Genomic DNA, 23,910 nt, shown 5'->3' on the forward strand with positions numbered 1-23,910 from the left:
GGGCGAAGCGGCTTACTTGGTTAAGAGCGGATCGCCCTCGGATGACTCACAGACTTAGATCTTGCCGACCAGGTCCAGGGACGGAGCCAGGGTGGCCTCGCCTTCTTTCCACTTGGCTGGGCAGACTTCGCCCGGGTGAGCGGCAACGTACTGAGCGGCCTTGATCTTGCGCAGCAGCTCGGAAGCGTCACGGCCTACGCCGCCGTCGTTGATTTCAACGATCTTGATCTGGCCTTCTGGGTTGATCACGAAAGTGCCGCGGTCAGCCAGGCCGACTTCTTCGATCAGCACGTCGAAGTTGCGGGAGATGACGTGGGTCGGGTCGCCGATCATGGTGTACTGGATCTTGCCGATGGCTGGCGAAGTGTTGTGCCAGGCCGCGTGGGCAAAGTGAGTGTCGGTGGAAACGCTGTAGATCTCGACACCCAGCTTCTGGAATTCAGCGTAGTTGTCAGCCAGGTCTTCCAGCTCGGTTGGGCAAACGAAGGTGAAGTCAGCCGGGTAGAAGAACACGACAGACCATTTGCCTTTCAGGTTGGCGTCCGATACTTCGACGAATTCGCCGTTTTTGAAGGCGGTAGCGTTGAACGGTTTAACTTGGCTGTTGATGATAGGCATCGATGTTTCTCCATCAGGGTTGAGAAGTTGATGGAGGGAATCTTAGCCACTCATTCCCAAGCTGGCTCATTGGCAAACCTGATGTGAATGATTGGTTTTGGCTATCAGCCGCTAAATAGATAGAAGAAAACTTAATATAGACGGCGAGCAGGCTCGCTCGCCATCTATCCGCCGGGTGATCAGGAGGCGACAGGCGTACGCATCGTCACGAATTCCTCGGCGGCGGTCGGGTGCACGCCGATGGTCTCGTCGAAGTCGCGCTTGGTGGCGCCGGCCTTGAGAGCGATGGCCAAGCCTTGGACGATTTCACCGGCATCCGGTCCGACCATGTGGCAACCCAGGACCTTGTCGGTCTGGGCATCCACCACCAGCTTCATCAGCGTGCGCTCCTGGCAGTCGGTCAAGCTCAACTTCATCGGCCGGAAGCGGCTTTCGAAAATCTCGACCTTATGCCCCTCTTCCCTGGCCTGTTCTTCGGTCAGGCCCACCGTGCCGATGTTCGGCAGGCTGAACACGGCGGTGGGGATCATCCGGTAATCCACCAGTCGATACTGCTCGGGCTTGAACAGACGCCGCGCCACCGCCATGCCTTCGGCCAGGGCAACGGGGGTGAGCTGGACGCGACCGATCACATCGCCAATGGCCAGGATCGACGGTTCCGTGGTTTCGTATTTTTCGTTGACCTTGACGAAACCCTTCTCGTCCACCGTGACAGCGGTGTGCTCCAGGCCGAGATTGTCGAGCATCGGCCGCCGGCCGGTGGCGTAGAACACACAATCGGTGATCAACGTTTTGCCATCCTTGAGCTCGACCCTCAGGCTGCCATCGTCCAGCTTTTCGATGGATTTGATGTCAGCGTTGAATTGCAGGTCCAGGCCGCGGCGGGTCAGTTCTTCGGCCAGGTGCTTGCGCACCGCACCGTCGAAGCCGCGCAGGAACAGGTCACCGCGATACAGCAACGACGTCTGCGCGCCCATGCCGTGGAAAATCCCGGCGAACTCCACCGCAATGTAGCCACCGCCCACCACGATGACACGCTTGGGCAGGTCCTTGAGAAAGAACGCCTCGTTGGAGCTGATGGCGTGCTCGCGCCCCGGAATGTCCGGGATCACCGGCCAGCCGCCGGTGGCGATCAGGATATGCCTGGCGGTGTGACGCTGGCCGTTGATCTCCACCTCATGGGGGCCGGTCAGCCTGGCGTGACCTTCGTGCAACACGACGCCGCTGTTGACCAGCAGGTTGCGGTAGATGCCGTTGAGGCGATTGATCTCCTGGTCCTTGTTGGCGATCAGCGTGGCCCAGTCGAAATTCGCCTCGCCCGCTGTCCAGCCATAGGCCGACGCCTGCTCGAAGTCCTCGGCGTAATGCGCGCCGTAGACCAGCAGTTTTTTCGGCACGCAGCCCACGTTGACGCAAGTCCCGCCCAGGTAGCGGCTTTCCGCCACGGCCACCTTGGCCCCGAAACCGGCGGCGAACCGCGCAGCCCGCACACCACCGGAACCGGCGCCAATCACATACAAGTCAAAATCGTAGGCCATTTTCTATCTCCTTCGGCAGGTCATCAGCATACCTGCTGTTTTCACCTGAGGCAGCGTTACGATGGTTATGGGGGCGGAAAACGGAAAAGCCAGCTGGACCGGCTCATGTCGATCGGTCAAGCCCAAAACCTGTGGAGCGGTGAGCACAAAATTTATGCCTGTTGAAGATACTGTGTGGGAGCGAGCTTGCTCGCGATAGCGTCGGCACATTCAGCATCGATGCAAGCTGCCCCACCGCCATCGCGAGCAAGCTCGCTCCCACAGGGGGGATTGCTTGAGTGATCTGCGAGCAACTTTTCCACAATCGGCATAGGGGACGGCCTTCATAGGCCGTTCCCCTGCCACACCACCCGGCATGCGGGTCCGCACCGGGCGGTTCGAGAGATTGAGGTCAGGAGAGACGCGGTAAACCCAAGCTGTCGAACCAGGCGATACTCAGCACACGGTTCAGCTCATACCGGCTGTTGCTCCACCAACGGCGAGCATTCCCCGCGATCTTCCTCGCGACTTCCACACTCGCCCCCAGTGCCCGCAACGCCCGGTAGGTCGTCGTTCCGCGCTTCCATTGCTTGAGCTGGATTGCTCGTAATCGGTGCCGTATCCATTCGTCCAGCTCGCGCCAGACGGCTGGGGTTTGCGACAGTCCGAAATAAGCTTTCCAACCCAGAATGTAAGGGCGCAGATCATCGACGATCTGCTGCAAACTACGGCCACATGAGCGTCGGGTGTGCCAGCGTATTCGCTGCTTGAACTGCTTTTGCGCTTTAAATGAGACGGCTCGCTTGGCTTCGCCCTGAGAGGCCCAGAAGGCGTATCCCAGAAACTTGCGACCAAACGCACTCGTCACCGCACTCTTGCTCTCGTTGACGCTCAAGTGCAGCTTTTCATACAGACACTTGAGCAAGGACATCACTCGCTGCCCGGCCTTCTGACTGCGAACGTACACATTCGCATCATCGGCATAGCGCACAAAACTATGACCTCGGCGTTCAAGCTCTCGATCCACTTCGTCCAGCAGCACGTTCGCCAGCAACGGCGACAGCGGGCCGCCTTGCGGCGTCCCCAGGCGGCTTTTCTCGACCACGCCATTGATCAGCGTTCCCGCATCCAGATACGCACGGATCAGGCGAATGACCGCCTGATCTGCTATCCGTTTGCGTAAGCGATCCATCAAGATGTCGTGGTCGACCCGGTCGAAGAACTTCTCCAGATCAACATCCACTACCACCTTGAGCCCCGCAGACACATGGCGCTGAGCCGCCAGGATGGCGTCCTGCGCACTGCGCCCCGGACGAAAGCCGTAGCTGTGTTCACTGAAGGTTGGATCGAGCAGTGGTTGCAGGACTTGCAGCAGCGCTTGTTGAATCAACCGGTCGGTGACCGTTGGAATGCCTAACTCGCGTTCACCGCCGTCAGGCTTGGGAATGACCACGCGCCGTACCGGACTGGGCCGGTAGACGCCTGAAAGAAGCTGTTCGCAGATCACAGGCCATCGGGACTGCAAAAGTTTGGCGGTCTGTTCAATGTCCAAACCGTCGACTCCAGCAGCTCCTTTGTTGGCCCTGACTCGTCTCCAAGCCCGTTTCAGGTTCGCTCTCGCAAAGGCCCGTTCCAGCAGCCCTTGCCCTGCGTTGTAGGATTCATCTTGCGGGCAATTGACCTCGTCGCTGATGGAGGCACTCACGGCTTCACCGCTCGCGTCCCTCCCATCCGCCCCGCGTTTGGCAGGCATCTGACTTCCGGTCTTTCGCATCAACATGGCCTATGACGCTTTCTCTCGTTCGGCCCTTCGTCAAAAAAAGAAAAAAAGACTACTACGGCCTCTGCTGACTTCTCGCTCCGGTTTGCACCGTCGCCCTTTCAGGCATAAGGCGAGATCTCCCCAGGTAAGAACGCAATCCTTCACCGCACAGCCGCCGGATCTACGCAGCCGCCCTTTGACCACAAGAGTTTCGCGGTTTTTGGCCCGCTCACCCTGGTCGGCTTCGCCTTATATCCGGTTCTTGTTCATCGGCTCACGGCTTCGCTCCACGCTTCCTCCCCACACTCGGTCGCCCTCATGCAGTTGCGCTTCACTTCATTCGCTGTGGTCAGCTTACGGCGGGACTTTCACCCACAAGATTGCGCCCATGCTGGGCGCACCAAAAAAAACGCCCCGAACCAGTCGGGGCGTTTTTCAAGGCGTGGCGCAGGCTATCAGTAAGCCTTGCCGGTCTTGTAGAAGTTCTCGAAGCAGAAGTTGGTCGCGTCGATGTAGCCTTCGGCGCCACCGCAGTCGAAACGCTTGCCCTTGAACTTATAGGCCATGACGCAGCCGTTCTGGGCCTGTTTCATCAGGGCGTCGGTGATCTGGATTTCGCCGCCCTTGCCTGGCTCGGTCTGTTCGATCAGGTCGAAGATGTCCGGGGTCAGGATGTAGCGACCGATGATCGCCAGGTTCGACGGTGCGTCTTCAGGCTTTGGTTTTTCAACCATGCTGTGAACGCGGTAGATGTCGTCGCGGATCATTTCGCCGGCAATCACGCCGTACTTGTTGGTTTCCTGCGGATCGACTTCCTGGATCGCCACGATGGAGCAGCGGAACTGCTTGTACAGCTTGACCATCTGGGTCAGGACGCCGTCGCCTTCGAGGTTGACGCACAGGTCATCCGCCAGGACCACGGCGAACGGTTCGTCACCGATCAGTGGGCGACCGGTCAGGATCGCGTGGCCCAGACCTTTCATTTCGGTCTGGCGGGTGTAGGAGAACGAGCACTCATCCAGCAGTTTGCGGATGCCGACCAGGTACTTTTCCTTGTCGGTGCCTTTGATCTGGTTTTCCAGCTCGTAGCTGATGTCGAAATGGTCTTCCAGCGCGCGCTTACCACGGCCAGTCACGATGGAGATTTCAGTCAAGCCCGCATCGAGGGCTTCTTCGACGCCGTACTGGATCAGTGGCTTGTTCACCACCGGCAGCATTTCTTTGGGCATGGCTTTAGTCGCTGGCAGGAAGCGAGTACCGTAACCGGCTGCTGGGAACAAGCATTTCTTGATCATATAAGTCCTTGAAAAGGCGGTGTGTACGAGTTTCGGCGCAGTCTAATCAGGCGACGGGCACCTTACAATGCCCGCACTGGCCAACCGGTGCCATCATAGAGAAATAAAAAACGGCGGATAGTTCAATCGCCTTTCGTTTCGATGGCTGCAACGGTCCACTGTACGCCAGTGAGCACTGTTTGCGAGCATTTGACGTATCATAGCGTCCTTGATCACGCCAATTGAGGCAGTTAGATGTCGGCAAGAAACGCAAACGGTTATTCGGCCAGCCAGGGCAAGGACGGCCAGTGGTGGATTATCAACTACCACGGCGAGCAGGTCGCCGGTCCTTTGCCCAGCAAGGCCATGGCGGTAGAAGTGGCTGCGGTATTCCAGGACGAACGCGCCGCCCCGGCGACGAAAGAACGCGAAACCGCCCCTGCACGCAGCCCCCGCCGCAAGAAGTAAACAGACAAGCCCCAAGTAAATGACGCCCGGCATCGAACGGGGCTTTGTTTATCTGTACCGGAATGGCCATTCGCTATATTCTCGCGCCTGCCCCTCCCTTCTTGATGACGACTCCATGAAAACACTGCTGGCGCTGTTTGCCGTCCTGGCCTTGGCGGGCTGTGCCTCTGCCGAAAAGACCACCCTGAACAATGGCGAACAAGGCCTGAGCATCGACTGCTCCGGCGAAGCCAATGACTGGGCCACTTGTTATGAAAAGGCTGATGCTTCCTGTGCCGGCACCGGCTACCGCATCGTCGGCACCGATGGCACACCGCAGGCCAAGGAAAGCGAAAAGACCCTGGGTGTCGACATCGGCAACTACACCAGCCGCAGTGTCGTGGTGGTGTGCAAATAAGAACTAGTGTCCTGTTTCGCAAATACGTTTCTTTTTTGGCGAGTGGCTGTTGTCGTCAGGCAAGGCGCCGCGACGAGTCATAGCCCGCTATGGCGAGGAGCGGCAACGCAGCATGACGACAACAGACGCCGTCAAAAAGGAACAGTATTTGTGATACAGGACACTAGATGTGGATCTCGGCGAACTTGATGCCCAGGCCGCGTATGGTCTCGATCAGTTCGTCGAGGCTGCCGAAGGACTCGACTTCGTCCTGCCCATCCACCAGGAAAAAACTGCGTCCGGCGCTTTTCTTGAAGAACACGATCCATTCGCCCGGGCTCGCCGGGTTCTGAATCACGTGGGTGGCACAGATAAGACCTTCTGCATGGCGCTCGCGCACCTGCTCGCGTTTCATCGACTGACTCCAAAAATGACAATGCCGCCAACGTTGACCGTGGCGGCATTTTTGTCGAGGGCAGCAGTTTATCCGATGCCGGGCCCGCTCGTCAGGCGCTGACTGCGATCAGCCGGAGATGCAGGCGTTGGCCGCATCCTGCACATCACCCGGACGCACCGGTACGTTGGACATGCTTTCATGCAGCTTGATGCTGCTGCCACTGGAGCGCTCGTCAATGTCGAACACCGCCGCCGGCAGGGTCGACAGTTTGCCCGGGACGATCAGTCGCACACCACCATTCTTGTGCGGCTCCACTTGCAATGGACCACGGCTGCTGGCCAGTTTGTCGGAAACACACTTGGCATATTCGTGGGGTTTCTTTCCGGAAATGACGCTCATGGTGGGCGGCGTCTGGTTGATGTCCGATACCGATGCACATCCACTCATGGCCAATGCCAACACCCACACGCTGCGCTTCATATGTTTCCTCCAATAAAGATCCTCCGACAGTGCAAACACCGTTTTGCTCCGGTGCCGCACCGCTTTTTTTTCCCGCTACCTGCGATAAATGAACAAAGCCTGGAGCGCGGGCCGGATATTAACACTCGGGGCTGATAAACTGCGCCTCATTGCCCCTTGCTATCGTTTTGATTTTGTAGAAAAAGCCCTTCTGGAGGCGCCCATGAAATTCATTCACCAGCGCGAGCACCTGAACGAAGACGACATTGTCGTCATCGAATGCTCCCAAATGTGCAACATTCGTTTGATGAACGACGCCAACTTCCGCAGCTTCAAGAACGGCGGTCGGCACACGTATCACGGTGGCGCGTTCGACACGTTCCCGGCCAGGATCACGGCGCCGAGCACCGGTTTCTGGAACATCACCATCGACACCGTCAACCGCCGTGCAATCAGCGTCGCGCGCAAGCCGACCCTGACCCACAAGATCAAAATCATCCGGCGTTCCAGCTCGAAACTGAGCTGAGCCTCGCCCTTTCAAGAAAGGCAAAATCGTGGACCAGACGACCAAATACGTCATCAAGTACAAGCTCAACGGCGAACGCCGCTTCGAATTCGCGCAACTGGAAAACGGCACCGAGAAAGAAGCCAAGGCCGCGTTGCAGAAACTGCATGGCGAAACCGACGATGTGATCAGCGAAATCGGTGTCAGCAAAGCGCTGTAACGGCTCACCCCGATTGATTTCAGCTGATGGCCCCATGGCCGGTGAACGCCATGCTCTTGTGGCGAGGGAGCTCGCTCCCGCTCGGCTGCGCAGCAGTCGTAAAACCTGCTGGCGCGGTCTGCCTGTAAAGAATACGTCAGTGAGTTTGGGTCGGCTTCGCCGCCCAGCGGGAGCAAGCTCCCTCGCCACAGGGAATGGCTGCGCACAGCAAGAACCGGAGTGCCCGACGCCGCAGCGCCGCGCAGACTGAACAGTCCTTTCCACCAAGGATTGCTATCGTGCCCCCTACGCCTACCCTGCCCCAACACCTCGCCGACCTTGACTGGCCCGCCTTGGAACAGAGCCTCGACCAGGACGGCTGTGCAATCATTCGCAACCTGCTGCCGCCAGCGCAATGCCGGCTGCTCGGTGATTTGTACGCCGATAGCGGACTTTTTCGTTCCCGAGTGATCATGGCCCGCCACGGATCCGGGCGCGGCGAGTATCAGTATTTTCGCTATCCGCTGCCGGACCTCATCCAACAGCTGCGTCAGGCGTTGTATCCGATGCTGGTGCCGCTGGCGAACCGCTGGAATGAATGCATGGACCTGGAGGTGCGGTACCCCCATGAACACGCCGACTTCATCCAGCGCTGTCACGCTGCCGGACAATCGCGTCCTACGCCGCTGTTGCTGCAATACGGGCCGCAGGACTACAACTGTCTGCATCAGGATCTGTACGGCGAGCAGGTGTTCCCGTTACAGGTCGCGATCCTGTTGTCGGAACCGGGCCGGGACTTTACCGGCGGCGAGTTTGTCCTCACCGAACAGCGCCCGCGCATGCAGTCGCGGCCCCAGGTCATTGATCTGAAACAGGGCGACGCCGTGGTATTTGCCGTGCACCAACGGCCGGTCAAAGGCGTTCGCGGTTATTATCGGGTGAACATGCGCCATGGCGTCAGCCGCGTGCACAGCGGCAGACGACACACCTTGGGAATCATTTTTCATGATGCGCAGTAATGACACCCCGATCACCTTGGACCTGTTCGCCGACCAAGCGCCCAACACGCCCGGCCAGGTCGAACAGATTGGCCAACAATCCTTCGTGCTGCGTGGCTTCGCCCTGCCCTGGCTCGAGCGCTTGCTGCCGGCGCTGGAGAGCGTCCTGCAGGCTGCGCCGTTCCGGCAGATGGTCACGCCCGGCGGCTTTACCATGTCGGTGGCCTTGAGCAGTTGCGGCGCGCTGGGCTGGACCACCGACCGCAGCGGCTATCGCTACACCGCCCATGACCCGCAAACCGGCCAGCCCTGGCCCGAGATGCCGGCGGTGTTTCGCGAACTGGCCCAGGCCGCCGCCCGGCAGGCACAGTTCGAGCATTTCGAGCCCGACAGCTGCCTGATCAACCGCTACGTGCCCGGCGCCCGGATGTCGCTGCATCAGGACAAGAACGAACGCTCCCTCGCTGCCCCCATCGTCTCGATGTCCCTGGGCTTGCCGGCGGTGTTCCAGTTCGGCGGCTTCGAGCGCAGCGACAAAAGCCTGCGCATCCCGTTGTTTCATGGCGACATCGTGGTCTGGGGCGGCGTGGACCGGTTGCGTTACCACGGCGTGCTGCCGCTCAAGGAAGGACAACACCCGCGCCTGGGCGCCCAGCGGATCAACCTGACGTTTCGCACTGCCGGGTGAAGGGGCAGAATTCAACCGCAAGACCCGGAGTGTTGCCATCTCATAGGCTCGCTACTGTAGCCAAAACGGGCCAATGGACATAACGACCATGAACAGCACTTCGAACAATCTCGCCCCTGAACTGGATCCGCGCTGGGCCGCTGTGCTCGCCCGGGATCCACGCGCCGATGGGCAATTCGTCTATGGCGTGAAAACCACCGGCATTTACTGCCACCCCAGCAGCCTGTCGCGCCTGCCCAACCCACGTAACGTCGAATTCTTCGACACGCCGGAACAGGCCCAGGCCGCCGGCTACCGGCCCAGCAAGCGCGTGGCCCGGGACCAGACCCAGATCGCCGCCCAACAAGCGGCACGGGTCGCGGCGGCCTGCCGGCAGATCGAAGCCGCCGAGGAACTGCCAGGTCTTAATGAACTGGCAGCCAGCGCCGGCTTGAGTCCCTTCCACTTTCATCGGGTCTTCAAGGCCGTCACCGGCCTGACTCCCAAGGGTTACGCCGCCGCCCACCGCTCACGCAAGGTACGCGAACGCTTGGCCGATGGCGGCACGATCACCGAAGCGCTGTACGACGCCGGTTTCAATTCCAACAGCCGTTTCTATGAGGCGGCCGACAAAGTGTTGGGCATGAAGCCCGCCGACTACCGCGCCGCCGGGCAGAACACCGACATCCGTTTCGCCGTCGGCCAATGCTCCCTCGGGGCGATTCTGGTGGCGCAAAGCGAGCGTGGCGTGTGCGCGATCCTGCTGGGAGACGACCCGGATGCGCTGGTGCGCGACCTGCAGGACAAATTCCGCCGGGCCAATCTCATCGGTGCCGACCACGAGTTCGAGCAACTGATCGCCCAGGTGGTGGGCTTCATCGAAGCGCCGGCCCTGGGCCTGGATCTGCCCTTGGACCTGCGCGGCACCGCCTTCCAGGAGCGGGTCTGGCAAGCGTTGCGGGACATTCCCGCCGGCAGTACCGCCAGCTATGCCGAGATCGCCCAGCGCATCGGCATGCCCAAGGCCGTGCGCGCCGTGGCCCAGGCCTGCGGCGCCAACAGCCTGGCGGTGGCGATCCCTTGCCACCGGGTGGTGCGCAGCGACGGCAACCTGTCGGGCTATCGCTGGGGGGTGGAGCGCAAGCGTCAGTTGCTGGCGCTGGAGCGCTCGTCCGGGGACTGAACGCCGATGTAGATCGCCACGGATTCGGGGGCGCTGTAGACCTCGAAATCGGTGGTGAAGCGGCGCAGTGTCTGCGGGTTATCCGCGAAGTACGCCCAGATCAGGCCCCAGGCCTGGATCACGCAATCAGGCATCTTCCCCTTGGCCGAAAACACCAGGTATTCCCCGCCCTCGATTTCCACGGCGGGGTAGCCTGCGCTGGTCTCATCCACCTGCACCCCGGCCGTCACGTCGAAGTGGCCGGTGGCGTCGGACTCGTAGTTGGAATACACCCCGAAGACGAACGACTCCGACTGCCTGGCCGGAATCGTGTCGAACAGCTCTTCGCTGAAGAACCGTTGCCACATCGGGCCGATCCTGGCCGTGTCGGGCTGCTGCTCGTCGGAGTTGCGGGTGCGCACCTGCAAACCGGCCACGGTGAAGGGGGCAACAGTCTTGAGTTTCACGTCCATGGGTCAGGCTCCTTGATGTATGAAGCCGCATGGTAACCCTCCTCCCGTCGGGATCAAGCGGTTGGCGCTCGATTGAAAAACTCGACTGGCCCTCGCCGGCCCACACCTGCTAAAAACGCTGTTTCCTTCTGCCGTCGGAGACCCGCACATGAGCCAGTGGCCAGACACCCGTATTCTTGACCTGCTCGGTATCGAGCTGCCCATCATCCAGGGGCCGCTGGCCGGGGTGACCGGGCCGGCCATGGTGGTGGCGACCTGCAATGCCGGCGGGCTGGGTTCGATGCCGGCGGCGATGCTCGATGTCGAGCAGTTGCGCCAGGCGCTGACGACCATCCGCGAACAGACCGACAAGCCGTTCAATGTGAATTTCTTCTGTCACCAGCCGCCGGCCTTCGACAAACAGCGGGCCGAGGCCTGGAAGCAACGGCTCAAGCCGTACTACCAGGAACTGGGCGTCGACTTCGACGCGCCGACCCCGGTGTCCAACCGCACGCCCTTCGATGATGCTGCCTGTCGGGTGCTGGAGGAGATGCGGCCCAAGGTCGTCAGTTTCCACTTCGGCCTGCCGGAGAAATCCCTGCTGGACCGGGTGAAGGCCACCGGGGCGAAAATCCTTTCGTCGGCCACCACCGTCGAGGAAGCCATCTGGCTCGAACAGCACGGTTGCGACGCGATTATCGCCATGGGCTATGAAGCCGGTGGGCATCGCGGGATGTTCCTCAGCGACGACCTCGATACCCAGGTCGGCCTGTTTCCCCTGTTGCCGCAGGTGGTGGATGCGGTGAAAGTGCCGGTGATCGCCGCCGGTGGCATTGGCGATGCGCGGGGAATCGTTGCGGCGTTCGCTTTGGGTGCCTCGGCGGTGCAACTGGGCAGCGCCTACCTGTTCACCCCCGAGGCGAAGGTCAGTGCGTCCCATCACCGGGCTTTGCGCACGGCCAAGGAAAGCCAGACCGCTGTCACCAACCTGTTCACCGGTCGCCCGGCCCGGGGCATCGTCAACCGGGTGATGCGCGAAGTGGGTCCGATGAGCCCGCTGGCGCCGGCCTTTCCCTTGGCGGGCGGTGCGTTGATGCCGCTGCGCGCCAAGGGCGAAGCGGACTTCAGCAACCTCTGGGCCGGCCAGGCCTTCCCCCTGGGTCGGGAGCTGTCGACAGCCGAGTTGACCCGGCGGTTGGCTGAAGAAGCGCAGGCTCAGCTCAATCGCCTGGGTCGAGCCTGATGGGCATCATCGGTCGTTAGCACGCCATCGCGAGCAAGCTCGCTCCCACAGGGGGATTGCTGGCAACCACGACATTGGGTGACGCCACTGTACCTGTGGGAGCGGGCTTGCTCGCGAAAGCGCTGGGTCAGTCGACAGGAATGTTGAATGTACCGCCGTCTTCGCGAGCAAGCCCGCTCCCACAGGGGTTCTGGTGTGGTAGCAAGATGTAGGTTCGCCACGGATCCAGTGTGGGAGCGAGCTTGCTCGCGATGGGGCCAGCCCTTGCACCCTCACTCCCCAGGCAAAATGCCGCGTTCCGTTTGTCGGCCATTCGCTATATATTCCAGTATATAGCGAACCTGTCCTACGGAGCCTCATCCATGCGCCTTACCCGCTTCGCGCCGTTGCTGCTGATCCCGTTCCTGACGATGGGCGCCGTCCAGGCCGCCGAGGTGCAGGTGGCGGTCGCCGCCAATTTCACCGCGCCGATCCAGGCCATTGCCGCCGATTTCGAAAAAGACACCGGGCATAAACTGGTGGCGGCGTACGGTGCCACCGGGCAGTTCTACACACAGATCAAGAACGGCGCGCCCTTCGAGGTGTTCCTCGCCGCCGACGACACCACCCCGGCCAGGCTCGAAAGCGAAGGCGACACCGTCAAGGGCTCGCGTTTCACCTACGCCGTTGGCACCCTGGCGCTGTGGTCGGCCAAAGCCGGTTATGTCGACAACCAGGGCCAAGTCCTCAAGCGCAACGACTTCCAACACCTGTCCATCGCCAACCCGAAAGCCGCCCCTTATGGCCTGGCCGCGACCCAGGTGCTGGACAAGCTGGGTTTGACCGCCCAAGTCAAAAGCAAACTCGTCGAAGGCCAGAACATCACCCAGGCCTACCAATTCGTCTCCACCGGTAACGCTGAACTGGGCTTCGTCGCCTTGTCCCAGGTGTACAAGGACGGCAAGGTGACGGGCGGCTCGGCGTGGATCGTCCCGGCCGAATTGCACGATCCGATCAAACAGGACGCGGTGATCCTCACCAAGGGTCGGGACAACCCCGCCGCCGTGGCCCTGGTGGATTACCTCAAGGGGCCGAAAGCCGCCGCCATCATCCAAGCCTACGGTTACCAACGCTAAATGCCCCTGACCAGCGCCGACTATGCCGCCATCTGGCTGACCCTGAAACTGGCGTCCCTGACCACGGTGATCCTGCTGCTCATCGGCACGCCCATCGCGTTGTGGCTGTCGCGCACCCGCTCCTGGCTGCGCGGGCCGGTAGGAGCGGTGGTGGCGCTGCCCTTGGTGCTGCCGCCCACGGTGATCGGCTTTTACCTGTTGCTGGCGTTGGGGCCGAACGGCTGGATCGGTCAGCTCACCCAAGCCCTCGGGTTAGGCACCCTCACCTTCAGCTTCACTGGGCTGGTGATCGGCTCGGTGATCTATTCCATGCCGTTTGTGGTTCAGCCGTTGCAGAACGCCTTTGCCGCCATCGGCAGTCGCCCCTTGGAAGTCGCCGCCACCCTGCGGGCCGGGCCCTGGGACACGTTTTTCAGCGTCATCCTGCCCCTGGCCCGCCCCGGCTTCATCACCGCGGCAATTCTTGGCTTCGCCCACACCGTCGGCGAATTCGGCGTGGTGCTGATGATCGGCGGTAACATCCCGGAGAAAACCCGGGTGGTGTCGGTGCAGATCTACGACCATGTCGAAGCCCTGGAATATGCCCAGGCCCACTGGCTGGCGGCGGCGATGCTGGTGTTTTCATTCCTGGTGTTGCTGGCGCTGTACTCCAGCCGCCGAACCCGTGCCGGTTGGAGCTGATCGATGATTCACGTGCGTTTTCAGCTCGATCACGGGGCTTTTTCCCTGAACCTGGATGTGCAACTGCCGGGCCGTGGCGTGACGGCCCTGTATGGCCCTTCCGGCTCCGGCAAAACCACTTGCCTGCGCTGCATTGCCGGGTTGGAACGGCCGATCCAGGGTTTTATCGAGGTCAATGGCCAAGTGTGGCAGGACAGTGAGCACGCTGTGTTCGTGCCGCCCCACAAGCGGCCGGTGGGGTATGTGTTCCAGGAGGCGAGCCTGTTCGCCCATCTGTCGGTACGGGCCAACCTGGCGTTCGGCCTCAAGCGCATTGCACCGGCACAGCGGCGGGTGGACATCGACCAGGCCACCGATCTGCTGGGCATCGGGCACTTGCTCGATCGCCAGCCCCGCAACCTCTCCGGCGGCGAACGCCAACGGGTGGGCATCGCCCGTGCCTTGCTCACCAGCCCGCGGCTACTGCTGATGGATGAGCCGCTGGCGGCCCTCGATAGCCGGCGCAAAAACGAGATCCTGCCTTACCTGCAACGGCTCCACGATGAGCTGGACATCCCGGTGCTGTATGTCAGCCATTCCCAGGACGAAGTGGCGCGCCTGGCCGATCACATCGTGCTGCTCGACGCTGGCCGCGCGCAGGCCAGCGGCCCCATCGGCGAAACCCTGGCCCGGCTCGACCTGCCGTTGGCCCTGGGGGATGACGCCGGGGTGGTGATCGAGGGCAAGGTCAGCGGCTATGACCCGGCGTATCAATTGCTGACCCTGAACCTGCCCGACAGCCAACTGAACGTACGCGTGGCCCATACATCACTGGCCCTCGGCCAGCCGCTGCGCTTCAAGGTCCAGGCCCGGGACGTCAGCCTCAGCCTGACGAACGATGCCCAGACCAGCATCCTCAACCGTCTGCCGGTCACCGTGGTCAGCGAACAGGCCGCCGACAACGCCGCCCATGTGCTGGTCCGCCTGGAAGCCGCCGGCACCCCGCTGCTGGCGCGCATCACCCGCTATTCCCGGGACCAGTTGAACCTGCAACCGGGGCAGGTGTTGTGGGCGCAGATCAAGGCGGTGGCGGTGTTGGCGTAGGATTTGAGCCGCTCAGATGGCCCTATGTGGGAGCGAGCTTGCTCGCGATAGCGGTGAGTCAGCGTGCATCAATGCTGAATGTGCCGGCGTCATCGCGAGCAAGCTCGCTCCCACAGGTTCGGTGGTGCAACCTCAGAATCTTGGCACGACCGCAACGGGCTGCGGTCAATGAATTCACAGGCCACCGGATTCGTTGCCAAGGACTCTTTCATGCCCGACACCCTGACACCGGATGCACTGCCGGCCGATCTGCATTACGTCGATGACACGGCCCCTGGCATCACCCGTAAAAAGCTGCGGGGCACGTTCTGTTATTTCGACCCGCAGGGCCAGCGCATCACCGACGTGGCCGAGATCCAGCGCATCAATGCCCTGGCGGTGCCGCCGGCCTACACCGATGTCTGGATCTGCACCGACCCCCGAGGTCATCTCCAGGCCACCGGCCGCGATGCCCGCGGGCGCAAGCAGTACCGTTACCATGCGCGTTGGCGTGAGGTGCGCGATGCGGACAAGTATTCGCGGATGCTGGAGTTCGGACGTGCCCTGCCGCGCCTGCGCAAACGCCTGGAAGAAATCCTCGCCAAACCCGGCTTCAGCCGTGACAAAGTCATGGCCACGGTCATCACCCTGCTGGACCTGACCCTGATCCGCGTCGGCAACCCCGAATACGCCCGGGCCAATCGCTCCTACGGCCTGACGACCCTGCGCAACAAACACGTCGAGATCAACGGCAGCGCCATCGCCTTCCAGTTCCGCGGCAAAAGCGGCGTCGAGCACCAGATCACCGTGAAGGACCGGCGCCTGGCGCGGATCATCAAGCGCTGCCAGGAGATTCCCGGGCAGAACCTGTTCCAGTATCTGGACGAACACGGCGAGCGCCACTCCATCAGTTCTTCGGACATCAACGCTTACCTCAAGACCCTGACCGGCGCCGACTTCACCGCCAAGGACTACCGCACCTGGGCCGGCAGCGCAGCCGCTCTGGCCGGGCTGCGGGCGCTGCGTTGGGAAACCGAGACCGAAGCCAAGAGGCACGTCACCGAGATGGTCAAGCAGGTCTCCCGACAACTGGGCAACACACCGACCGTCTGTCGTAAATGCTACATCCACCCGGCAGTGGTGGAAGGCTTCCTGCTCGGCGCCCTGAAGGCATTGCCCAAACCCCGGGCCCGTAAAGGCCTCAGCGAAGAAGAAGCCGGACTGACGCTATTCTTGCAGCGTATGACACGAGCTGCCGAGGCGTGCGAACAGGCGCAATCGGGTTGACGCGATTCACCCGCAGCGAGCCATGAAGGCGGAACATCCGCAAACCACCGGACTCCCAACTTTACGGCACGACCACTGCGTAGGCTTAAAAGGGTGAAATCGACAGGAGCTTCAGATGTCCGAACACATTGTCCATTTTCATTGCCAGATCGATCAGGGCACCACGGAACGCTTTCGCGACAACTGCCTGGAGGCCATCGAGAAAGGCGCCGACTCGCTGATGCTCAACCTCTCCACCGTCGGCGGTAGCACCAACTTCGGTTTTACGCTGTATACCTTCATCAAGTCGCTTCCGGTGCCGGTGCGTGCGGTCAATGCCGGCAACATCGAGTCGATGGGCATCATCATGTTCCTGGCTGCCAGCGACCGCACCACCACCCCGCATTCGCGTTTCCTGATTCATCCAATGAACTGGTATTTCGGCCAGAAATCCGTGGACCATTCACGCTTGCGTGAGTACCTGTCCAGCCTGGACAACGACGTGGCGCGGTACGTGGAGATCTACGTCAAGGAAACCGCCGGTGCCGCGACCCAATTGGATATCTTCAAATGCCTGTGCGCCGAGGAACGGGTGATTCCGGCAGAAAACTCCCTGGCATTTGGCATTGCCCATCGGGTCGAACAAGTCGTGTTCCCTGTGGAAGCCAAGCATTGGAAAGTCAGCGGCGGTGAAGAGTAAGCAATGGCATTAATAAATAAAATGCTTATGGGCTCCGCAATAAACCCAAACAATCCTGTACAACTTTCAAGCGAAGCGGCTGTATAACTTTTTTCCGGCCTTTATTAAGGTTGATAACCGCTCGTCGCCAACGAAACGTTTTCATTAAACTTCCCTCGGGCATTTTCTTTCATAATTAAGCGAGGCCGTTGCTCGCTTAACCAAAATGAGGATTCTCAAAATGGCTAACACCGGAAACAAGAACCCAGGTAATTTCGCAAATGATCGTGAAAAAGCATCGGAAGCCGGGAAGAAAGGCGGACAAGCTTCGGGCGGCAATAATTTTGCAAATGACCGGGAAAAAGCCTCTGAAGCCGGCAGGAAAGGTGGCGGACGCAGCCAAGGCGGCGGCAGAAAATCGTAACCTGGAAAACCGTCGGGGCGCAGTCACGCTGCGCCCTGGCGCTTAACCGCACCGAGGTCGCCCATGAGCAGCCAGGATCGATTCATCATCAGCTTCATCAGTAATGGTCAACCCGACAATCGCGTGGTCGAGGCCAACTCCGAGACATTGAGTGTCAGCGAAGCTGAAGCCTTATTGAGGGCGACGTTCGGTGAACTCAAGGACGTTGAACTCAGCGATGTGCAAGTTCAGAAGAAAACCAGGCCCAATGAAAAAGAGCATGGTGTGCCGGGGCATTTCAAACAGCCCTAATTCAAACTATCGCCGTAACCCTTACTCCTCCTTAACACTTTGACCCTTTGCTCCCACCGGGCTGCCGGGCTCTGTAGGAGCTGGCGAAGCCTGCGATCTTTTGATCTTTCACTTAAGATTCAAGTGTCAGGGGAAAGATCGCAGCCTCGTTGCACTCGACAGCTCCTACAGAGCCCTGCGGGAGCACGCTCCCTCGCCACAAAAAGCGAATTTCGATCACCGTACCTCAGTGAGCATGATCGCCAGTCGGATCCTTGATCTGCCACACCTGCCCTTTCTGCCAGGCATCGGCACCGGGATCAATTTTCGGCGTGTCGATACCCGCTCGAGCACGCTTCTTCGCCTCGCTGTCGACAGCCATCCGACCGTCCCGCTCGCGTACCAACTGCGGGTCAACCTGCCCATCGGCGGTGAACCCCATCATCAACTGAGGCACCCCGTAAGGCAGTGCATTGCCCTGTTCGGTATGCCAGGTGTGCCAGGTCTTGCCGTAAGTGCCGATCAGATTTTTCATCAACCGGGTTTCCGCTGCCTGGGGAATCCCGGGCGCAATCAACTGCCCGGATTTCACCTCATGCACATGGCTGTGCCACAGCTGTTTTTCACTGGCCGGCAGCCCTTCAAACAGGCGCTGGCTGATGATGTACTCGACGCCCATCAGCTTGGCACTGGCGGTATTGCCGTCGAAGATGGCGCACTGAAAGACTTCCTCGTTCAGCGCCGAGCAGTAGTGATGCGCTTCCATCTGCCCGGACATCCGCCCGTTATAGAAATGAAAGCCATCGAGGTAGGTGTCCAGGGCCCGCAATGGCGGTTTGTCCTGCATGATCCGCGCCCCGGCTTCCAGCGTCGCGGTCGTCGGGGTCTTCGCGGCGCCTGGCGCATCGACGGGCGAGTCACTCGTGCCGCCCGCGCAGCCGGTCAATCCAAAAACCGCTGCCCATAGCCATTTCCAGCTGCCATAAACACTTCGATCAGGCATGTCATCTCTCCTTTGCATGACTGATCATGAGAAAGACAGTGCCTGGGGCGGGTTTGATTTTCCTGACAGCCTACCGACGAACGGCGCGCATCGGCAGCCTCTGACCGATCAACCGGCGCTATAGGCTTGCTTCACCGTCTCGATCCAGCGTGGGTCCAGGCGCGACTGTTCGCTGTCCAGGCCCAGCGCCTGCATGTTCGCCAGGTGCGCGTCGGCTTCCCGCGCCAGGGAGCCCTGGGCGCTGGAGTTGGCGTCCAGCTGATGCATCTGGGCCAGTCCCAGGTGATAGAAGCGCAGCAGTTTCATGGCAGCGGGGTCCTGGGCCTGCACCCCGGCCGTCACCTGGTGCATCACGTTGGTGATTTTCATCAGGTTGCGCTTGAGCTGCCAGCCGTACACCGCGGCGGCCATCCACGGCTGCGACCAGAAATACTGGCGCATCAGCACAGCCATCGCCAACACCGCGGCAATCACCCCGCCGAGGTTGAAACGAAAGTTATCTCCTCCGGGCGTCCCCAACAGCATCACGGCCAGGCTGGACAGCAGCATCGCCAGGGCCAGGAACACCACCGCGATGATCAGGGTGCTGCGGCGGGTCTGCCTGCGGTAGGTGTCGCCATCCCACGGTTTGATCTCGAACATCGTGGTGCAATTTCCTTGTACGGCATCAAAAGAGTCACGCATTATCGCCTGCCCGGTCGATTTAGCTATGCTGGGGCTCATTTTGTAGGGCCGCCGACTCGCCGGGCCTGGATCGAAGTCCATGGCGATAGCGCAAGGATCGTGCGATCTTTCGGCGTGGACGTTTTTTTCAAGATGCCGTCGTTGTGTGCATGGCATCGTTTTCAAGGAAAGCTGAATGACTCAAAGACATGTAATCAACGCCTCGGTAAGCCCCAAGGGCAGCCTGGAGACCTTGTCCCAGCGCGAGGTCCAGCAACTGAGCGAAGCCGGCTCCGGCAGTATCTACGACCTCTTCCGCCAGTGCGCCCTGGCCATCCTCAATACCGGCGCCCATGTCGATAATGCCAAGACCATCCTGGAAGCCTACAAGGACTTCGAGATCCGCATTCACCAGCAGGACCGGGGCGTACGCCTGGAGCTGCTGAACGCACCGGCCGATGCGTTCGTCGACGGCGAAATGATCGCCAGCACCCGGGAAATGCTCTTCAGCGCCCTGCGCGACATTGTCTACACCGAGAACGAACTGGACAGCCAGCGCATCGACCTCAGCTCGTCCCAGGGCATCAGCGACTACGTGTTCCACCTGCTGCGCAACGCCCGCACCCTGCGCCCTGGCGTGGAGCCGAAAATCGTCGTGTGCTGGGGCGGTCACTCGATCAACACCGAAGAATACAAATACACCAAGAAGGTCGGCCACGAACTGGGCCTGCGCAGCCTGGATATCTGCACCGGCTGCGGCCCGGGCGTGATGAAAGGGCCGATGAAAGGCGCCACCATCGCCCACGCCAAGCAGCGCATCCATGGTGGTCGCTACCTGGGCCTGACGGAGCCGGGCATCATCGCCGCCGAGGCGCCAAACCCGATCGTCAATGAGCTGGTGATCCTGCCGGACATCGAGAAACGCCTGGAAGCCTTCGTGCGTGTCGGCCACGGCATCATCATCTTCCCGGGCGGTGCCGGTACGGCGGAAGAGTTCCTCTATCTGCTGGGCATCCTGATGCATCCGGCCAACCAGGACCTGCCCTTCCCGGTGGTGCTTACCGGGCCGAAAAGCGCCGCGCCGTACCTCGACCAGTTGCATGCGTTTGTCGGTGCAACCCTGGGCGAAGCAGCGCAGAAGCACTACCAGATCATCATCGACGACCCGGCCGAAGTGGCGCGGCAGATGACCCAGGGGCTCAAGGAGGTCAAGCAGTTCCGCCGCGAGCGCAACGACGCCTTCCACTTCAATTGGCTGCTGAAGATCGACGAGGGCTTCCAGCGCCCGTTCGACCCGACTCACGCCAACATGGCCAGCCTGGGCCTGAGCCGCGACCTGCCCGCCCACGAACTGGCGGCCAACCTGCGCCGGGCGTTCTCGGGGATCGTGGCCGGTAACGTCAAGGACAAGGGCATCCGCCTGATCGAAGAGCACGGTCCTTACGAGATCCACGGCGACGCCGCCATCATGGAACCCCTCGACCGCCTGCTCCAGGCCTTCGTCGCCCAACACCGCATGAAACTGCCGGGCGGCGCGGCGTATGTACCGTGCTATCGCGTGGTGACCTGACCTTCAAAATCTCCACTCCCCCTGTGGGAGCGCACCTGCTCGCGATGACTTCGGCACATTCAGCATTGATGCAAGCTGAACCACCGCTATCGCGAGCAAGCTCGCTCCCACAAGGGATTTGTGATTGCTGCGATGCCTGTGAGCGACTCAAAAACTGTGGGAGCGAGCCTGCTCGCGATGGCGGTGGCACATTCAGCATTGATGCAGGCTGAACCACCGCTATCGCGAGCAAGCTCGCTCCCACAAGGGATTTGTGATTGCTGCGATGCCTGTGAGCGACTCAAAAACTGTGGGAGGGAGCCTGCTCGCGATGGCGGTGGCACATTCAGCATTGATGCAGGCTGAACCACCGCTATCGCGAGCAAACTCGCTCCCACAGGGGACTTGTGGTGGCTACAGAATTCGCATCAAGCCGGCGCCATCCACCTCAAGGCCCAGTCCACGGTAATCCTTGATCTGCGGATGAAGGGTGATCACCGGGTGCGTGTGAGTTGCCGTCACCACCATCACATCGGCCCCGGCGGCCTCGCCTGCCCGAATACCTGCCTCGGCGTCTTCAAACACCAGGCAGTCCTGCGGCGCCACTTGCAGGCGCTCGGCGGCCAGGCGATAGCAGGTGGGGTTGGGTTTGCCGTCGCTCACGTCCTCGGCGGTGACCATCACACCAGGACGGGGGATCCCCGCTGCTTCCATACGCCGCAAGGCCAGCGCCATGGGCGCTGAGGTGACGATCGCCCATCGCTCTGGCGGCAGGCTTTCCAGGAACGCCAGCGCACCGGGTACTTGCACCACCCCTTCGACGTCTTCGATTTCTTCCCGGGTAATCTGCTCGGCTTGCGCCTGGGCATCCACCCCCGGCAGGTGCTGGCGGGCAATGGTGTCGATGGCGCGCACGCCATGGATGGTCGGCAGGAACGTCGCCACGTCCACGCCATGGCGCAGGGCCCAGCGAGTCCAGATCCGCTCGGCGGCGGCGATGGAATTGAGCAGGGTGCCGTCCATGTCGAACAGGAAGGCGCGGTAGGCGATGTGAGTGGGGAGACTGGCAGGCATCGGATCCTCGGTGGCGGCGTGGCGGGTGATGGCCACTGTAACATCGTCAAACCCCGAACCTGTGGGAGCGAGCTTGCTCGCGATAGCGTCGGCACATTCAGCATCAATGCAAGCTGACCCACCGCTATCGCGAGCAAGCTCGCTCCCACAGGGTTTAGTGGTGGGTCGGTTACACCAGGCGCTCGATCGGCTGATGCTGCCAGACCAGCTTGTAGTACAGCGTCTGCAGCAGCAGCATGCTCAAGTAAGCCACCGGAAACGCCATCCACACCCCTTGCAACCCGAAGTGCGCGTCCAGCAGATACGCGGCCGGCACTTGCACGGCGACGATGCAGAAAATCGAGATGACGACCGGCACCAGCACCGTGCCGCTGGCGCGCATGATGCCACCGACGATCGCCTGGAAGCCGAACACCAACAAGCTCCAGAGCATGATATGCAGCAAGTGTTCGGCCTGGATCCGGGCCGCCGGGTCGGTGATGAACAGCCCCAGCAGCCAGTGGGACAACAGATAGCCCAGCAGTACCAGCCCACCGGTGAGCCAGAGGTTGATCGCGAGCCCCGTGCGCAGGATCGGCCCCAGGCGATCCAGGCGGCCGGCACCGATGGCCTGGGCGCCAAGGATCGAGGCGGTGATGGCAATCGACAGCGCCGGAAACTGCACGTAGTTGACGATCTGTGTCACCGCGCCGTAGGCCGCCGTAGCCTCGGAGCCATGGCGATTGACCAGCGCCAGGATGACCAGCTCCGACAACGAGATCACCACCATCTGCAACCCCGTGGGCAGGCCGATGCGCAGCACTTTGCCGAGGATGTCCCGGTCCAGGCGCATCGCCGCGAACAACGCGCGGTCCGGCGCCAGGGCATGCTCGCGGCGCCTCAGGCGCCACGCCAGCATCAGCATCGCCGACGTCGTCCCCGCCAGCCCCGCCCACGCCGCGCTCTGGATGCCCATCTGCGGCAACCCCAGCCAGCCGCGAATCAACGCCGGCGTGAGCAGCAGCCCGACACTGGTGGACACCAGCAGCGCCAACATCGGAGACACCGTATCGCTCACCCCGCGCAGCAGTTGGGTGAACAGCACGAATACCAGCAACATCGGCAGGATCCACAGCATCACCCGGGCATAGGAAACGGCGTCCTCCAGCACATCGGCCGGCGTGCCGAGCCCTTGCAACGCCTGTCGCGCAAAGACACTGCCCAGCACCGCCGCCGCCAGGCCGATGATCGCCCCCAGTAACAACGTCGAGCCGGCAATCGCCTTCACCGTGCCGGTTTCGCCGGCGCCGTAGGCCTGCCCGATCAACACCCCCGCCCCCGCGCCCAGGCCGATCACCAAAGCGATAAAGAAAAACACGATGGGAAACATGCCCGACACCGACGCCAATGCCTGGGTGCCGAGCATCTGGCCGATGTAGATGCTGTTGAACGTGCCGGACATGGACTGCAGGAAGTTGGACAGGACCATGGGGATCAGGAACAGGAGATAGGTTTTCCAGAGGGGCTGGGTCGGCATGGGGACTCTGATGGCAGGTTCGAAAATCCGATGCGGGGTAATTTAGCTCAATCCATACAAATCGTTTCAGAAGATTCGGCGCAAACCGCTCTTGTGGCGAGGGAGCTTGCTCCCGCTGGGCTGCGCAGCAGCCCCAATACCTGAACACGCGATGTATCAGGCTAACCGCCCTAGCCATTTTGGGGACCGCTTCTCGCTCCAGCGGGAGCAAGCGCCCGTGCCACGGGACTTCCACAGGTCAGGCCATCTCGACAATTTCCCAATCTCGTCTATCCTTAGATAGCACTGTGCCATTATTTTTTATCGAAATCGGACGACTGGTCCTCAAGACCGCGCCGGCTTTGCAGATAACCAGTTATTCGCAAATAACCTGTTGGCAACACTGTTCAAGGACCGAACCATGACGTCGTACCCTCACGGTCATTCCCTTTCCCAACCAAAACCGCACATCCTCTGGAGTACCGTGCTGGTGGCCATTGCCGCGAGCGTTGGCGTGCTGGCGCTCAATGGT

General features: G+C 61.2%; 27 protein-coding genes. 16 read left to right on the forward strand and 11 right to left on the reverse strand.

Annotated elements, in window-relative coordinates; genetic code table 11:
• Positions 1 to 54: 54 nt before the first annotated feature.
• From ahpC to galU, 4 genes are all read right to left on the reverse strand, one after another.
• Positions 55 to 618, reverse strand: a complete 564-nt coding sequence (gene ahpC / locus AC515T_RS18165) for an alkyl hydroperoxide reductase subunit C (RefSeq protein ID WP_003202998.1) — start codon at positions 616 to 618, stop codon at positions 55 to 57.
• 179 nt (positions 619 to 797) lie between these two features.
• On the reverse strand, positions 798 to 2,156 hold the full coding sequence (gene gorA / locus AC515T_RS18170; protein ID WP_496529474.1) for a glutathione-disulfide reductase: 1,359 nt from the start codon (positions 2,154 to 2,156) through the stop codon (positions 798 to 800).
• A gap of 391 nt (positions 2,157 to 2,547) precedes the next feature.
• Complete coding sequence (gene ltrA, locus AC515T_RS18175; protein ID WP_496529475.1) at positions 2,548 to 3,915, reverse strand: group II intron reverse transcriptase/maturase; 1,368 nt, start codon at positions 3,913 to 3,915, stop codon at positions 2,548 to 2,550.
• A 437-nt stretch (positions 3,916 to 4,352) separates the two neighbouring features.
• Positions 4,353 to 5,192: a UTP--glucose-1-phosphate uridylyltransferase GalU gene (gene galU, locus AC515T_RS18180; protein WP_003182953.1), complete on the reverse strand. Its 840-nt coding sequence runs from the start codon at positions 5,190 to 5,192 to the stop codon at positions 4,353 to 4,355.
• A 234-nt stretch (positions 5,193 to 5,426) separates the two neighbouring features.
• On the opposite strand from galU, the gene AC515T_RS18185 reads away from it, so the two are divergent.
• Together AC515T_RS18185 and AC515T_RS18190 are read left to right on the forward strand one after the other, a co-directional pair.
• On the forward strand, positions 5,427 to 5,639 hold the full coding sequence (locus AC515T_RS18185; protein ID WP_496529476.1) for a hypothetical protein: 213 nt from the start codon (positions 5,427 to 5,429) through the stop codon (positions 5,637 to 5,639).
• A 115-nt stretch (positions 5,640 to 5,754) separates the two neighbouring features.
• Complete coding sequence (locus AC515T_RS18190) at positions 5,755 to 6,036, forward strand: hypothetical protein (protein WP_496529477.1); 282 nt, start codon at positions 5,755 to 5,757, stop codon at positions 6,034 to 6,036.
• A 163-nt stretch (positions 6,037 to 6,199) separates the two neighbouring features.
• Here AC515T_RS18190 and AC515T_RS18195 read toward each other — a convergent pair whose 3' ends face one another.
• Positions 6,200 to 6,430 carry a hypothetical protein gene (locus AC515T_RS18195; RefSeq protein ID WP_496529478.1) on the reverse strand — a complete coding sequence of 77 codons (231 nt, stop codon included), beginning with the start codon at positions 6,428 to 6,430 and terminating at the stop codon, positions 6,200 to 6,202.
• Positions 6,431 to 6,538: 108 nt separating this feature from the next.
• The gene (locus AC515T_RS18200) at positions 6,539 to 6,892 is read right to left on the reverse strand and encodes a hypothetical protein (protein ID WP_109755197.1); all 354 of its coding nucleotides are present in this window, start codon (positions 6,890 to 6,892) and stop codon (positions 6,539 to 6,541) included.
• Positions 6,893 to 7,094: 202 nt separating this feature from the next.
• Here AC515T_RS18200 and AC515T_RS18205 point away from each other — a divergent pair, with 202 nt between their 5' ends.
• The 5 genes from AC515T_RS18205 (at position 7,095) to ada (ending at position 10,423) form a co-directional block, all read left to right on the forward strand.
• Complete coding sequence (locus AC515T_RS18205; protein WP_496529479.1) at positions 7,095 to 7,397, forward strand: DUF1883 domain-containing protein; 303 nt, start codon at positions 7,095 to 7,097, stop codon at positions 7,395 to 7,397.
• A gap of 28 nt (positions 7,398 to 7,425) precedes the next feature.
• Entirely contained in the window at positions 7,426 to 7,596 is a 171-nt protein-coding gene (locus AC515T_RS18210) for a hypothetical protein (RefSeq protein ID WP_496529480.1), read from the forward strand.
• A gap of 278 nt (positions 7,597 to 7,874) precedes the next feature.
• Positions 7,875 to 8,594, forward strand: coding sequence for a 2OG-Fe(II) oxygenase (locus AC515T_RS18215; RefSeq protein ID WP_496529481.1), 720 nt, complete (start codon positions 7,875 to 7,877; stop codon positions 8,592 to 8,594).
• A complete protein-coding gene (gene alkB / locus AC515T_RS18220; RefSeq protein ID WP_496529482.1) occupies positions 8,581 to 9,261 on the forward strand; it encodes a DNA oxidative demethylase AlkB in 681 nt (226 codons plus the stop codon). The genes AC515T_RS18215 and alkB overlap by 14 nt, the downstream gene beginning before the upstream one ends.
• A gap of 88 nt (positions 9,262 to 9,349) precedes the next feature.
• The gene (gene ada / locus AC515T_RS18225) at positions 9,350 to 10,423 is read left to right on the forward strand and encodes a bifunctional DNA-binding transcriptional regulator/O6-methylguanine-DNA methyltransferase Ada (RefSeq protein WP_496529483.1); all 1,074 of its coding nucleotides are present in this window, start codon (positions 9,350 to 9,352) and stop codon (positions 10,421 to 10,423) included.
• Here the strand turns inward: ada and AC515T_RS18230 are convergent.
• Positions 10,387 to 10,875 carry a GyrI-like domain-containing protein gene (locus tag AC515T_RS18230; RefSeq protein WP_496529484.1) on the reverse strand — a complete coding sequence of 163 codons (489 nt, stop codon included), beginning with the start codon at positions 10,873 to 10,875 and terminating at the stop codon, positions 10,387 to 10,389. The two genes, ada and AC515T_RS18230, sit on opposite strands and share 37 nt — an antisense overlap.
• 148 nt (positions 10,876 to 11,023) lie before the next feature.
• On the opposite strand from AC515T_RS18230, the gene AC515T_RS18235 reads away from it, so the two are divergent.
• The 8 genes from AC515T_RS18235 (at position 11,024) to AC515T_RS18270 (ending at position 17,615) form a co-directional block, all read left to right on the forward strand.
• A complete protein-coding gene (locus AC515T_RS18235) occupies positions 11,024 to 12,097 on the forward strand; it encodes an NAD(P)H-dependent flavin oxidoreductase (RefSeq protein WP_496529485.1) in 1,074 nt (357 codons plus the stop codon).
• Between the two features lie 362 nt (positions 12,098 to 12,459).
• The gene (modA, locus tag AC515T_RS18240; RefSeq protein ID WP_496529486.1) at positions 12,460 to 13,212 is read left to right on the forward strand and encodes a molybdate ABC transporter substrate-binding protein; all 753 of its coding nucleotides are present in this window, start codon (positions 12,460 to 12,462) and stop codon (positions 13,210 to 13,212) included.
• Positions 13,213 to 13,893: a molybdate ABC transporter permease subunit gene (gene modB / locus AC515T_RS18245; protein WP_003203023.1), complete on the forward strand. Its 681-nt coding sequence runs from the start codon at positions 13,213 to 13,215 to the stop codon at positions 13,891 to 13,893.
• Between the two features lie 3 nt (positions 13,894 to 13,896).
• A complete protein-coding gene (modC, locus tag AC515T_RS18250; protein WP_496529487.1) occupies positions 13,897 to 14,976 on the forward strand; it encodes a molybdenum ABC transporter ATP-binding protein in 1,080 nt (359 codons plus the stop codon).
• Between the two features lie 210 nt (positions 14,977 to 15,186).
• Positions 15,187 to 16,242, forward strand: coding sequence for a DNA topoisomerase IB (locus AC515T_RS18255; RefSeq protein ID WP_496529488.1), 1,056 nt, complete (start codon positions 15,187 to 15,189; stop codon positions 16,240 to 16,242).
• Between the two features lie 115 nt (positions 16,243 to 16,357).
• Complete coding sequence (locus tag AC515T_RS18260; RefSeq protein WP_496529489.1) at positions 16,358 to 16,921, forward strand: ATP-dependent Clp protease proteolytic subunit; 564 nt, start codon at positions 16,358 to 16,360, stop codon at positions 16,919 to 16,921.
• A 220-nt stretch (positions 16,922 to 17,141) separates the two neighbouring features.
• Positions 17,142 to 17,324: a con-10 family general stress protein gene (locus AC515T_RS18265; protein ID WP_122566259.1), complete on the forward strand. Its 183-nt coding sequence runs from the start codon at positions 17,142 to 17,144 to the stop codon at positions 17,322 to 17,324.
• A gap of 63 nt (positions 17,325 to 17,387) precedes the next feature.
• Positions 17,388 to 17,615 carry a hypothetical protein gene (locus AC515T_RS18270; RefSeq protein ID WP_496529490.1) on the forward strand — a complete coding sequence of 76 codons (228 nt, stop codon included), beginning with the start codon at positions 17,388 to 17,390 and terminating at the stop codon, positions 17,613 to 17,615.
• A gap of 226 nt (positions 17,616 to 17,841) precedes the next feature.
• Here the strand turns inward: AC515T_RS18270 and AC515T_RS18275 are convergent, their stop codons facing one another.
• Both AC515T_RS18275 and AC515T_RS18280 read right to left on the reverse strand, forming a co-directional pair.
• Entirely contained in the window at positions 17,842 to 18,597 is a 756-nt protein-coding gene (locus AC515T_RS18275) for an OBAP family protein (RefSeq protein ID WP_496529491.1), read from the reverse strand.
• 108 nt (positions 18,598 to 18,705) lie between these two features.
• A complete protein-coding gene (locus AC515T_RS18280) occupies positions 18,706 to 19,239 on the reverse strand; it encodes a DUF3087 family protein (RefSeq protein ID WP_496529492.1) in 534 nt (177 codons plus the stop codon).
• Between the two features lie 217 nt (positions 19,240 to 19,456).
• Between AC515T_RS18280 and ppnN the strand changes: the two genes are divergently transcribed.
• Complete coding sequence (gene ppnN / locus AC515T_RS18285) at positions 19,457 to 20,830, forward strand: nucleotide 5'-monophosphate nucleosidase PpnN (RefSeq protein WP_122566255.1); 1,374 nt, start codon at positions 19,457 to 19,459, stop codon at positions 20,828 to 20,830.
• Positions 20,831 to 21,223: 393 nt separating this feature from the next.
• Here the strand turns inward: ppnN and AC515T_RS18290 are convergent, their stop codons facing one another.
• Positions 21,224 to 21,883 carry an HAD family hydrolase gene (locus tag AC515T_RS18290; protein WP_496529493.1) on the reverse strand — a complete coding sequence of 220 codons (660 nt, stop codon included), beginning with the start codon at positions 21,881 to 21,883 and terminating at the stop codon, positions 21,224 to 21,226.
• Positions 21,884 to 22,052: 169 nt separating this feature from the next.
• Entirely contained in the window at positions 22,053 to 23,399 is a 1,347-nt protein-coding gene (locus AC515T_RS18295) for an MATE family efflux transporter (protein ID WP_496529494.1), read from the reverse strand.
• Positions 23,400 to 23,910: the final 511 nt, after the last annotated feature.

The organism is Pseudomonas sp. FSO-7, assembly GCF_059579345.1.

Excerpts from the sequence above, each read along its gene's own strand:
- ahpC (WP_003202998.1), bottom strand. The coding sequence starts at position 618 with ATGCCTATCATCAACAGCCAAGTTAAACCGTTCAACGCTACCGCCTTC.
- gorA (WP_496529474.1), bottom strand. The coding sequence starts at position 2,156 with ATGGCCTACGATTTTGACTTGTATGTGATTGGCGCCGGTTCCGGTGGT.
- ltrA (WP_496529475.1), bottom strand. The coding sequence starts at position 3,915 with ATGTTGATGCGAAAGACCGGAAGTCAGATGCCTGCCAAACGCGGGGCG.
- galU (WP_003182953.1), bottom strand. The coding sequence starts at position 5,192 with ATGATCAAGAAATGCTTGTTCCCAGCAGCCGGTTACGGTACTCGCTTC.
- AC515T_RS18185 (WP_496529476.1), top strand. The coding sequence starts at position 5,427 with ATGTCGGCAAGAAACGCAAACGGTTATTCGGCCAGCCAGGGCAAGGAC.
- AC515T_RS18190 (WP_496529477.1), top strand. The coding sequence starts at position 5,755 with ATGAAAACACTGCTGGCGCTGTTTGCCGTCCTGGCCTTGGCGGGCTGT.
- AC515T_RS18195 (WP_496529478.1), bottom strand. The coding sequence starts at position 6,430 with ATGAAACGCGAGCAGGTGCGCGAGCGCCATGCAGAAGGTCTTATCTGT.
- AC515T_RS18200 (WP_109755197.1), bottom strand. The coding sequence starts at position 6,892 with ATGAAGCGCAGCGTGTGGGTGTTGGCATTGGCCATGAGTGGATGTGCA.
- AC515T_RS18205 (WP_496529479.1), top strand. The coding sequence starts at position 7,095 with ATGAAATTCATTCACCAGCGCGAGCACCTGAACGAAGACGACATTGTC.
- alkB (WP_496529482.1), top strand. The coding sequence starts at position 8,581 with ATGATGCGCAGTAATGACACCCCGATCACCTTGGACCTGTTCGCCGAC.
- ada (WP_496529483.1), top strand. The coding sequence starts at position 9,350 with ATGAACAGCACTTCGAACAATCTCGCCCCTGAACTGGATCCGCGCTGG.
- AC515T_RS18230 (WP_496529484.1), bottom strand. The coding sequence starts at position 10,875 with ATGGACGTGAAACTCAAGACTGTTGCCCCCTTCACCGTGGCCGGTTTG.
- AC515T_RS18235 (WP_496529485.1), top strand. The coding sequence starts at position 11,024 with ATGAGCCAGTGGCCAGACACCCGTATTCTTGACCTGCTCGGTATCGAG.
- modA (WP_496529486.1), top strand. The coding sequence starts at position 12,460 with ATGCGCCTTACCCGCTTCGCGCCGTTGCTGCTGATCCCGTTCCTGACG.
- modB (WP_003203023.1), top strand. The coding sequence starts at position 13,213 with ATGCCCCTGACCAGCGCCGACTATGCCGCCATCTGGCTGACCCTGAAA.
- modC (WP_496529487.1), top strand. The coding sequence starts at position 13,897 with ATGATTCACGTGCGTTTTCAGCTCGATCACGGGGCTTTTTCCCTGAAC.
- AC515T_RS18255 (WP_496529488.1), top strand. The coding sequence starts at position 15,187 with ATGCCCGACACCCTGACACCGGATGCACTGCCGGCCGATCTGCATTAC.
- AC515T_RS18260 (WP_496529489.1), top strand. The coding sequence starts at position 16,358 with ATGTCCGAACACATTGTCCATTTTCATTGCCAGATCGATCAGGGCACC.
- AC515T_RS18265 (WP_122566259.1), top strand. The coding sequence starts at position 17,142 with ATGGCTAACACCGGAAACAAGAACCCAGGTAATTTCGCAAATGATCGT.
- AC515T_RS18270 (WP_496529490.1), top strand. The coding sequence starts at position 17,388 with ATGAGCAGCCAGGATCGATTCATCATCAGCTTCATCAGTAATGGTCAA.
- AC515T_RS18275 (WP_496529491.1), bottom strand. The coding sequence starts at position 18,597 with ATGCCTGATCGAAGTGTTTATGGCAGCTGGAAATGGCTATGGGCAGCG.
- AC515T_RS18280 (WP_496529492.1), bottom strand. The coding sequence starts at position 19,239 with ATGTTCGAGATCAAACCGTGGGATGGCGACACCTACCGCAGGCAGACC.
- ppnN (WP_122566255.1), top strand. The coding sequence starts at position 19,457 with ATGACTCAAAGACATGTAATCAACGCCTCGGTAAGCCCCAAGGGCAGC.
- AC515T_RS18290 (WP_496529493.1), bottom strand. The coding sequence starts at position 21,883 with ATGCCTGCCAGTCTCCCCACTCACATCGCCTACCGCGCCTTCCTGTTC.
- AC515T_RS18295 (WP_496529494.1), bottom strand. The coding sequence starts at position 23,399 with ATGCCGACCCAGCCCCTCTGGAAAACCTATCTCCTGTTCCTGATCCCC.